General features: G+C 72.9%; 9 protein-coding genes and 1 pseudogene. 6 read left to right on the forward strand and 4 right to left on the reverse strand.

The features are described 5' to 3' along the window. Positions 1-2,416 (reverse strand): Tex family protein (locus ABD211_RS25200; RefSeq protein ID WP_344136850.1); only part of this gene is annotated, 2,416 nt, incomplete at its 3' end. Between the two features lie 97 nt (positions 2,417-2,513). Between ABD211_RS25200 and ABD211_RS25205 the strand changes: the two genes are divergently transcribed. Together ABD211_RS25205 and ABD211_RS25210 are read left to right on the forward strand one after the other, a co-directional pair. Continuing rightward, the gene (locus tag ABD211_RS25205; RefSeq protein ID WP_344136852.1) at positions 2,514-4,088 is read left to right on the forward strand and encodes a Na+/H+ antiporter; all 1,575 of its coding nucleotides are present in this window, start codon (positions 2,514-2,516) and stop codon (positions 4,086-4,088) included. Then, entirely contained in the window at positions 4,085-4,342 is a 258-nt protein-coding gene (locus ABD211_RS25210) for a UBP-type zinc finger domain-containing protein (RefSeq protein ID WP_344136855.1), read from the forward strand. The genes ABD211_RS25205 and ABD211_RS25210 overlap by 4 nt, the downstream gene beginning before the upstream one ends. Here ABD211_RS25210 and ABD211_RS25215 read toward each other — a convergent pair. Beyond that, the gene (locus ABD211_RS25215; protein ID WP_344136858.1) at positions 4,318-4,704 is read right to left on the reverse strand and encodes a hypothetical protein; all 387 of its coding nucleotides are present in this window, start codon (positions 4,702-4,704) and stop codon (positions 4,318-4,320) included. The genes ABD211_RS25210 and ABD211_RS25215 overlap by 25 nt on opposite strands. Positions 4,705-4,841: 137 nt before the next feature. Here ABD211_RS25215 and fgd point away from each other — a divergent pair, with 137 nt between their 5' ends. From fgd to ABD211_RS25235, 4 genes are all read left to right on the forward strand, one after another. Then, positions 4,842-5,834 (forward strand): glucose-6-phosphate dehydrogenase (coenzyme-F420), encoded by a 993-nt coding sequence (gene fgd / locus ABD211_RS25220; protein WP_344136861.1) that lies wholly within the window; start codon positions 4,842-4,844, stop codon positions 5,832-5,834. A gap of 87 nt (positions 5,835-5,921) precedes the next feature. Next, positions 5,922-6,245, forward strand: coding sequence for a hypothetical protein (locus ABD211_RS25225; RefSeq protein WP_344136864.1), 324 nt, complete (start codon positions 5,922-5,924; stop codon positions 6,243-6,245). Between the two features lie 53 nt (positions 6,246-6,298). Continuing rightward, complete coding sequence (locus tag ABD211_RS25230) at positions 6,299-6,763, forward strand: hypothetical protein (RefSeq protein WP_344136866.1); 465 nt, start codon at positions 6,299-6,301, stop codon at positions 6,761-6,763. Positions 6,764-6,825: 62 nt separating this feature from the next. Further along, positions 6,826-8,022 (forward strand): MFS transporter, encoded by a 1,197-nt coding sequence (locus ABD211_RS25235; protein ID WP_344136869.1) that lies wholly within the window; start codon positions 6,826-6,828, stop codon positions 8,020-8,022. A 96-nt stretch (positions 8,023-8,118) separates the two neighbouring features. Here the strand turns inward: ABD211_RS25235 and ABD211_RS25240 are convergent, their stop codons facing one another. Both ABD211_RS25240 and ABD211_RS25245 read right to left on the reverse strand, forming a co-directional pair. Further along, complete coding sequence (locus tag ABD211_RS25240; protein ID WP_344136872.1) at positions 8,119-8,751, reverse strand: DUF899 family protein; 633 nt, start codon at positions 8,749-8,751, stop codon at positions 8,119-8,121. 36 nt (positions 8,752-8,787) lie between these two features. After that, positions 8,788-9,455 (reverse strand): annotated as a pseudogene (locus tag ABD211_RS25245) (polynucleotide kinase-phosphatase); the annotation flags it as partial.

A 9,455-nucleotide genomic window follows, 5' to 3' on the forward strand; every position in this document is an offset into this window, starting at 1 on the left:
CGCGGCTGTCGCCGCCACGGCCGCTCGCGCCCCGTCCGTCGCCACCACGGCCGTGGCCACCCCGACCACCCGCGCCACCACGGCCGTCGCCGCCACCACCACCCGCGCCACGACCGTCACCACCACGGCCGTCGCCGCCGCGGCCGCCGGCTCCCTGGCGTCCCGCCTGGCCGTCGCGGCCACCATCTCCGCGGCCACCATCCCCGCGGCCACCGTCGGGGCGTCCGCCGGTCGGGCGGCCGGGCTCGTCGTCGAGGCGCAGGGTCAGGCCGATGCGGTTGCGGGGCACGTCCACGTCGAGGACCTTGACCTTCACGATGTCGCCGGGCTTGACGACGTCGCGGGGGTCCTTGACGAAGGTGTGGGACATGGCCGAGACGTGCACGAGGCCGTCCTGGTGCACGCCCACGTCGACGAACGCGCCGAACGCGGCCACGTTGGTGACCACCCCCTCCAGCACCATGCCGGGGGTCAGGTCGCTGACCTTCTCCACGCCCTCGGCGAACGTGGCCGTGGCGAACGCCGGGCGCGGGTCGCGGCCGGGCTTCTCCAGCTCGGCGAGGATGTCGGTGACGGTCGGCAGGCCGAAGGTGTCGTCGACGAACTCGGTCGGCTTGATCTTCCGCAGGGTCGCGGTGTTGCCGATGAGCGCCTTGAGGTCCCCGCCCGTGCTGGCGAGGATGCGCCGGACCACCGGGTACGCCTCGGGGTGCACGCTGGACGCGTCGAGCGGGTCGTCGCCGTCGGGGATGCGCAGGAAGCCGGCGCACTGCTCGAACGCCTTCGGGCCCAGGCGCGGCACGCCGGTCAGGGCCTTGCGGGAGCGGAACGGGCCGTTCGCGTCGCGGTGGGCCACGATGTTCTCGGCCAGGCCGGACGTGATGCCGGAGACGCGGGACAGCAGCGGCGCCGAGGCCGTGTTCACGTCGACGCCGACGCCGTTCACCGCGTCCTCGACGACCGCGTCGAGCGAGCGCGACAGCTTCGCCTCGGAGACGTCGTGCTGGTACTGGCCGACGCCGATCGACTTCGGGTCGATCTTCACGAGCTCGGCCAGCGGGTCCTGCAGGCGCCGCGCGATGGACACCGCGCCGCGCAGCGACACGTCGAGGGCGGGCAGCTCCTGCGCCGCGTACGCCGAGGCGGAGTAGACCGACGCGCCGGCCTCGGAGACCATCACCTTGGTCAGGCCGAGCTGCGGGAACTTGGCGATCAGGTCGGCGGCCAGCTTGTCGGTCTCGCGGGAGGCGGTGCCGTTGCCGATGGCGACCAGCTCGACCTTGTGCGCGGCGGCCAGCCGGCCCAGCGTCACGAGAGCCTCGTCCCATTTGCGGGCCGGCACGTGGGGGTAGATCGTGTCGGTGGCGAGGACCTTGCCGGTGGCGTCGACGACCGCGACCTTCACGCCCGTCCGGAAGCCGGGGTCGAGGCCCATGGTGGCGCGGGTGCCGGCCGGGGCGGCGAGCAGCAGGTCCTTCAGGTTGGCCGCGAAGACGCGGACGGCCTCGTCCTCGGCGGCCTGCCACAGCCGGCCGCGCACGTCGACGCCCAGGTGCACGACGATGCGGGTACGCCACGCCCAGCGCACGGCCGAGAGCAGCCACAGGTCGCCCGGGCGGCCGCGGTCGGCGATGCCGAAGCGGGCCGCGATGCGGGTCTCGTACACGGTGGGGCCCTCGACGGGGTCGCCCGGCGTCGCGTCGACGCTGACGTCGAGGTGCTCCTCCTTCTCGCCCCGGAACATGGCGAGGACGCGGTGCGCCGGCAGGGTCGTGAACGGCTCGGCGGTGTCGAAGTAGTCGGCGAACTTGGCCCCGGCCTCCTCGCGGCCCTCGCGCACCTTGGCGACCAGGGTGCCCCGGTTCCACAGCAGTTCGCGCAGCTCGCCGATGAGGTCGGCGTCCTCGGCGAAGCGCTCCACGAGGATCGCCCGGGCGCCGTCGAGCGCCGCGGCGGCGTCGGCCACCCCCTTCTCCGCGTCGACGTACGCCGCCGCCACGGTCATCGGGTCGCCCGACGGGTCGTTGATCAGGGTGTCGGCCAGCGGCTCCAGCCCGGCCTCGCGGGCGATCTGCGCCTTGGTCCGCCGCTTGGGCTTGAACGGGAGGTAGATGTCCTCCAGGCGGGCCTTCGAATCGGCGTCCATGATCTGCGCGCGCAGCGCGTCGTCGAGCTTGCCCTGGCTGGCGATGGACTCCAGGATCGCCGCCCGGCGCTCCTCCATCTCGCGCAGGTAGCGCAGGCGCTCCTCCAGGGTGCGCAGCTGGGTGTCGTCGAGGGTGCCGGTGACCTCCTTGCGGTACCGGGCGATGAACGGCACGGTTGCCCCGCCGTCGAGCAGGTCGACCGCCGCGCGCACCTGCCCCTCGCGTACGCCCAGCTCAACCGCGATGCGCTGCTCAATGGAGACCGTCACGACCCTGTTCCACCGTTCCTCGACCGAACACCGAACGACAGCATTCTGCCGTGTCCGCCGTCCGGACGCCGCGTCGACCTTGGCTAGGCTCGTCGGCGTGAATGGGCTGCTGTGGGTCGTGGGTCTGACGGCGATCGTGGCCGCGGTGTCGGCGGTCGCCCGCCGGTACGGCGTACTCGCGCCCATCGCCCTGGTCGTGGTGGGCCTGGTGCTGTCCGTCGTGCCGGGCTTCCCCGCGATCCACCTGGAGCCGGAGTTCGTGCTGGTCGGCGTGTTGCCGCCGCTGCTCTACGTGGCGGCGCTGGAGACGTCGGTGCCCGCCTTCCGGGTGAACCTGCGGCCCATCCTGCTGCTCGCCATCGGCTTGGTGATCTTCACGACGGTCGCCGTCGGTCTGGTCGTGTACGCGGTCGTGCCGGACGCGCCGCTCGCGCTGTGCCTGGCGCTCGGTGCGGTCGTGGCGCCACCCGACGCCATCGCGGCGACCGCGGTGGCCCGGCGCATCGGCATGCCCCGGCGCATCGTGACCATCCTCGAGGGCGAGAGCCTGCTCAACGACGCGACGGCCCTCGTCCTGTTCCGGGTGACGACGGCGGCCGCGCTGGGTCACGCGGCCGGCCTGCTGGGGATCAGCAGGGACGTGCTGGTCGCGGCGGGCGGCGGCATCCTGTTCGGCGCCGTCGGCGCGCTCGTCGCCGCCTACCTGCACCGGCGCACGAAGGACCCGCTGCTGGACAACACGATCTCGCTGCTCACGCCGTTCTGCGTCGCCGGGCTGGCCGAGCACTTCGAGGCCTCGTCGGTGGTGGCGGTCGTGGTCACCGGGCTCTACCTCGGCCACCGGCTGCCGACCCTGATGTCGGCGGCGTCGCGGCTGCAGATGGGCGCCTTCTGGCGGATGGTGAAGTTCCTCCTGGAGGGCCTGGTCTTCCTCCTGGTCGGGCTGCAGCTCAAGGAGGTGGTCCGGGCCCTCGACACGCCCCTGGACAGGGTCGTGTGGGTGACCTTCGCGGTGGTCGCGACGGTCGTGCTGACCCGGTTCGCGTGGATGTACCCGGCCACGTACCTGGCCCGGCTCGTGCCGCGCGTGCGTCAGCGCGACCCGGCGCCGAGCTGGCGGGTGCCCGCCCTGCTGTCCTGGGCCGGCATGCGGGGCGTCGTCACGCTGGCGACCGCGCTGGCGTTGCCGTTGCCGCTGGTGGGCGGCGCACCGGCGTACCCTCGTGATCTTTTTGTGTGGCTGGCCTTCGCGGTGATCATGGTGACGCTGGTGGGTCAGGGGATGACCCTGCCGGCGGTGGCGCGGGCGCTGAGGATCCCGCCCGACGACCGGACGCAGGACGTGCTGGCCGAGGCCACCGTGCAGCAGGCCGCCAGCCGGGCCGCGCTGGCGAAGCTGGAGGAGCAGGCGCACACCGCGCCCGACCACGTGGTGGACCGCCTGCGCGGGCTCGCCGAGCAGCGCTCCAACACGGCCTGGGAGCGGCTGGGCACCACCCGGGAGACCCCGTCCGTCGCGTACGTGCGGCTGCGGCGGATCATGTTGGAGGCCGAGCGGGACGTGTTCCGCAAGGCCCGCGACGACGGGCGCATCCCGGAGGAGGTCCTGGTCCGCGCGCAGCGCGAACTGGACCTGGAGGAGTCGATGCTGGAGCGGAGCGAGGAAGCATGAGTTGTGATCATCTAAAGAGTGCCGGAGACGCGGCGCCGCAGACGGCCGAGGGGTGCCAGGACTGCCTCGCCGAGGGGCGCAAGGACTGGGTGCACCTGCGGCTGTGCCTCGATTGCGGGCGCGTGAGCTGCTGCGACTCGTCGCCGCGCAAGCACGCGACGGCCCACGCGCGCACCGACGGGCATCCGGTGGTGCGCTCGTTCGAGCCGGGCGAGAGCTGGCGCTGGTGCTACGTGGACGAGGAGCTGGGCTGAGTCGCGTCCTCCACAAGGGACGGAACGGGCACGGCGGGACCGCCGTCGAGCTGGGGCTGGGCCGGCGCCGCGAGCGGGGTGGCCCCACGTCCGCCGAGGCGGCGCTGGGTGAGCCAGGCGTCGGCGGCGTCCATGGCGGCCGTGCGGTTGTCACAGATGAACCTCGGCGCGGTGCGCGACGCCGGCATCGTGCCCCAGGCGAAGCAGTTGTCGTCGGTGAACGTGACGATGGGCTGGGCCACCTGGTCCGCGTCGCGCGCGGACTGCCCGACGACCGTCCAGGCGACGATGAACCCCGCCTGGACCTCGCCGTCGACGATCTGCGCGAGCCACAGCGGATAGGACTGCGGGATGACGGTCATCAGACCGCCCTCTCTATCGACATAGCTCATTGTGCGAACACCAACCCCTTGGTGAGTACGGGCGTGGAGAAGGATTCACGTACCCGCAACATCGGGCGCACAACCCGGGCGGCGGACGCCGGGGCTAGAGTTGGCTCGTGATCAGGTTTGGCTACAAGGCGTCGGCGGAACAGTTCGGCCCCACTGAGCTGCTCAACTACGCGGTGCACGCGGAACGGGTGGGCTTCGACTCGGTCTTCATCAGCGACCACCTGCAGCCGTGGCGCCACAACGGCGGGCACGCCCCCGCCGCGCTGCCCTGGCTGGGTGCCCTGGTCACCGCCACCGAGCGGATCGCGGTGGGCACCAGCGTGCTCACGCCCACGTTCCGGTACCACCCCGCCGTCGTGGCGCAGGCGTTCGCCACGCTCGGCTGCCTGGCGCCCGGGCGGGTGATCCTCGGCGTCGGCTCCGGCGAGTCGCTCAACGAGGCGCCGCTCGGCGCGGAGTGGCCCGAGGCCAAGGACCGGCTCGCCCGGCTGCGCGAGGCCGTCGGGCTGATCAAGCGCCTGTGGGCCGAGGAGCGGGTCAGCCTCAAGGGCACGTACTACACGGTCACCAACGCCACCATCTACGACCGGCCCGAACAGCCCGTCGGGCTGTACATCGCCGGCGGCGGGGCGGTCGCGTCCCGGCTCGCCGGCCGGCTCGGTGACGGGTTCATCTGCACCAGCGGCAAGGGTCGCGAGCTCTACACCGAGACGCTGCTGCCGGCCGTCGCGGAGGGCGCCGCGAAGGCGGGGCGGGCCACGTCCGACCTGGACCTCACCATCGAGGTCAAGGTCTCCTTCGACCCCGACCTGGACAAGGCCCGCGCCGACACCCACTACTGGGGCGCGCTGGCGCTGTCCGGCGACGAGAAGGTCGGCGTCGAGGACCCGGTCGAGATGGAGCGGCTGGCCGACGCGCTGCCGATCGAACGCACCGCGTCGCGCTGGATCGTGTCCGACGATCCGGAGGAGCACGCCGCGCGCGTGCACGAGTACCTCGACATGGGTTTCACCCACCTGGTGTTCCACGCGCCCGGCCCCGATCAACGGTCCTTCCTGGACCGTTACGCGGCCGAGGTGCTGCCCAGGCTGCGTGGCTGAGCACACAGGGTGCCACCGGCGCCGGCATGGGTATCGTCATGGTGGGCCAGCGACGGACGGCGTCGCTCGTGACGAGGGAGGTGGGTCGTGGCGACCGCCGTTGACCTGTTGACCGACGCTGCCGCGCTCGCGGAGGAGGGCCTGACCGGCCCGTTCAACCACCCTCACGTGCTGCACCTGGGCAGCTACCTCGAGGCCGCCGCCCACCGCGTCGACGCGGGTGCCGACGTGATCGCCCTGGCCAGCGAGGCGCTCGACGAGTACGTGGCGAACCACCCCGACGACCTGGGCCTCGACCCCGACCTGCTGTTCACCTGCGTCGCCCAGTGGGCGGCGCGCCGGTCCCGCTACGCGGGCCGCCGGGCCGCCCTGGCCGGCCGGCTGAACGCGTTGCTGCGCCGCTCCGCCTGACCGTGGTGCCTGCCACCCCCGTCACCCGCGCGTCGCTTCGCGACATTCGGCCCATGGCGGCGCCGATCCCCATGACGGACCTGCCGGCCCGGATCTGGTCGGGCGCGGACTGGCACCGTCTCGGGTACGGCTACCGCGCCGTCGACATGGACGAGAAGTGGCAGGTGGCCGTCGAGGACGGGGTGGCGCGGCTGTACCGAAGCTGGACTGGAAACCAGATCTTCGAGGCGACGTTCGCGCCGTGCGAGGGTGGTCGGGTCATCGCGTCCGCACTCGTCGAGTCGCTGCCCGACCGGTACCGGCGCACGTCCGAGAAATACGACCGGACGATTCTCGAACTCGTCCTCAGCGCCATCGTCCTCGGCGAGCCGGCCACGGAACTCGGCGCCACTCTCGTCCGGCTGGCGCGGGCCGAGACCGGCCGGGCCGACCTACCGTCGGGCGTCATCCTGCACAGTGCCCTGGGCCTGCGTACCGCGACTGAAGCTGCGCGCGGTTTGTCCGAATCGGCGGCGTGACCCCGGCGACCCCGGCCCGTCCGACCCGCCAGCACACCCGATGTCGTGGCTATTGTTTAGCGGTGTTAACAACTAAGCCGTTGTCCACCGGGCAGTCGCGGGTCGCCATCTCGGTCGTGTTCGCCGTGCACGGGGCGGTGTTCAGCAACTTCGCCACCCGGGTGCCGTGGATCGCCGAGCACGTGGACGCCAGCCCCGGCCAGTTGGGCCTCGCGCTGCTCGCCCCCGCGCTGGGGGCGGTCACCACCATGCCGGTCGCGGCGCGGTTGACACACCGCTTCCGCAGTCGCGCCGCCGTGCGCGTACTCATGATGACCTTCTGTGTGGCATTGGTGCCGTTGGCGCTGGCGCCGAACCTGGTCACCCTCTTCGCCTCGCTGTACGTGTTCGGCGCGGCGGCGGGCATGGCGGACGTCGCGATGAACGCCGAGGGCGTGGTCGTGGAGCAGCGGTACGGCCGGTCGATCATGTCGAGCCTGCACGGGCTGTGGAGCGTCGGCGTGCTGCTCGGGTCGACCGCCGGCGTGGCCGCGGCGCACGCCGACCTCGACGCGCGGATCCACTTCGCCATCGCGGCGGCGGTGCTGGCGGTCGCGGCGTGGTTCGGCGGCACCAACCTGATCAACGAGCCGCTGCCCGGCGAGGAGGCACCGGCCTTCGTGCTCCCCTCCCGGCGCGTGCTGCTCATCGGCCTCGTGGGGTTCTGCGCGATCTTCGCGGAGGGCGCCAGCAACGACTGGGGCGCCGTGTACCTGAACCGGATCACGGGGACCGATCCGGGTACGGCGGCCACGGCGGTGACCGCGTTCGCGCTGGCCATGGCGGGTGCCCGGCTCGTCGGCGACTATGTGGTCCGGCGGCTCGGGCCGGTCGCGACCGTGCGGGCCAGCGGGGTGCTCGCCACGCTGGGCGCCGCCACCGTGGCCCTGTCCCGGGACCCGGTGCCGGCCATCGTGGGCTTCCTGCTCATCGGGCTCGGCGTCGCGGTCGTCGTGCCGCTCGTGTTCACAGCGGCGGGCAACGTGGGCAGCAACCCCGGCCAGTCGATCGCCGGGGTGGCCACGATCTCGTACGGCGCGGGCATGGCGGCGCCGGCCGCGATCGGCGGCATCGCGCAGGTCTCGTCGCTGTCCGTCTCGTTCGCGGTGGTGACGCTCCTCTGCCTGATCATGACCGCGTCCGCCGGCCTCCTCCGCCCCCGCCCGGCGGACGCGCCCGCCGACACGGTGCCCGAGGTCGGCGCGGCCGCCGCCCGCTGAGCCAGCCACGCCACGTAGCTTGCAGGTTCTGCGGCGTCGCGGGCGGACCGTAGCCGCACAACCTGCAAGCCAAGTGGCGATCTTCGCCAGCGTCGGTCAGCGGGGCCAGCCGGGTGGGGAGTCCTCCCAGGCCTGCATGCGGCCGAACGGGGTGATGTCCATCAGGTTGTGGGTGAAGACCATGCGGTCCACGCCGCGTTGGGTCGTGGCGTACGTGCGGTAGACGTCGTCGCCGTCGCGGAGGAAGACGCTCAGCATGAAGCCACCACCCGCGCCGCAGTCCGCGGAGAACGTGGTGCCCCGCGACGACAGGAACGGCATCGTCCAGCCCTTTTCGGCCACGTAGGGCTCGATCTGCTCCAGCGGCATGTCGGACACGGTGGCCCAACTGACGCCGCGGCCCGCCAGCCCGGCCAGACCGCCCGGCGGGATGTTGTCGGTGAACCAGGTGCAGCCGGGACAGTAGTGGCCAGGGCCGGCGTCCATGAACTGGTAGACGATCAGCTCACGGCGACCGTCGAACAGGTCAGGCAACGACCGGGTCGCCCCGCCGGGAGCCGCGAACGCGTACTCCCCGGCGAAGCGCACCATCGGCAGGCGGCGCCGGCGCGCGGCGAGCGCGTCCAGCGCCCGGGTCGCCTCCTTCTCGGCCACGAGCAGCGCGTCACGGGCCTGCTGCCACTCGTCGGCCGGGACGATCTCGGGCATGGCGGTCTTCGAAGTCTCCATGCGGCCGAGTCTGCCCCCGACCCCCGACAAGATCGGCTAAAGGCGGGGGTCGACCGGGTCGGACTCCAGGGCCAGGACTGCGAAGACGGGCTCGTGGACGCGCCACAGCGCCTCGCCCCGGGCGAAGCGGTCGAGGGACTCCAGGCCCAGGGCGTACTCGCGCAGGGCCAGGGAGCGCTTGTGGCCCAGGTTGCGCGCGCGCAGGCGGGACAGGTTCGCCGGCTCGGTGTAGTCGGGGCCGTAGATGATGCGCAGGTACTCCCGCCCGCGCACCTTGATCCCGGGCTGGACCGGGCCCTTCGGGCCACGCACGAGGTTGGCCAGCGGCTTGACGACCATGCCCTCGCCGCCCGCGTCGGTCAGCGCCGTCCACCAGGCCACGCCCTCGGCCACCGACCCGGGCGAGCCGGTGTCGACGACGAGCCGCCGGGTGGTCCGGAACAGCTCCGGGTCGGCGCCCACGAAACGGTCCGCGACCGCCAGGTGCCAGCCGTGGTCGCGGTCATGGAACGTGACGCCCTCGGCCGCGAGCACCTGGAACGGCGCCAGCCGCACCCCGTCGAGGGCGTCGACGGGCCAGCAGTAGCGGCGGTACGCCGCGGTGAACGCGTCCGCGTTGGCGGCGCGCGCGCTCGTGCGGGCCAGCAGCTCGCCCACGTCCAGGCCGCGCGCCGACGCGGCGGACAGCACGGCCACGGCGGCCG

Origin of the sequence: Luedemannella flava (genome assembly GCF_039528515.1) — a bacterium.
GTDB lineage: Bacteria > Actinomycetota > Actinomycetes > Mycobacteriales > Micromonosporaceae > Luedemannella > Luedemannella flava.

What these genes read in the sequence shown, in the direction of transcription:
- ABD211_RS25215 (WP_344136858.1), bottom strand. Translation starts at nt 4,704, where the DNA reads ATGACCGTCATCCCGCAGTCCTATCCGCTGTGGCTCGCGCAGATCGTC.
- ABD211_RS25210 (WP_344136855.1), top strand. Translation starts at nt 4,085, where the DNA reads ATGAGTTGTGATCATCTAAAGAGTGCCGGAGACGCGGCGCCGCAGACG.
- ABD211_RS25230 (WP_344136866.1), top strand. Translation starts at nt 6,299, where the DNA reads ATGGCGGCGCCGATCCCCATGACGGACCTGCCGGCCCGGATCTGGTCG.
- ABD211_RS25240 (WP_344136872.1), bottom strand. Translation starts at nt 8,751, where the DNA reads ATGGAGACTTCGAAGACCGCCATGCCCGAGATCGTCCCGGCCGACGAG.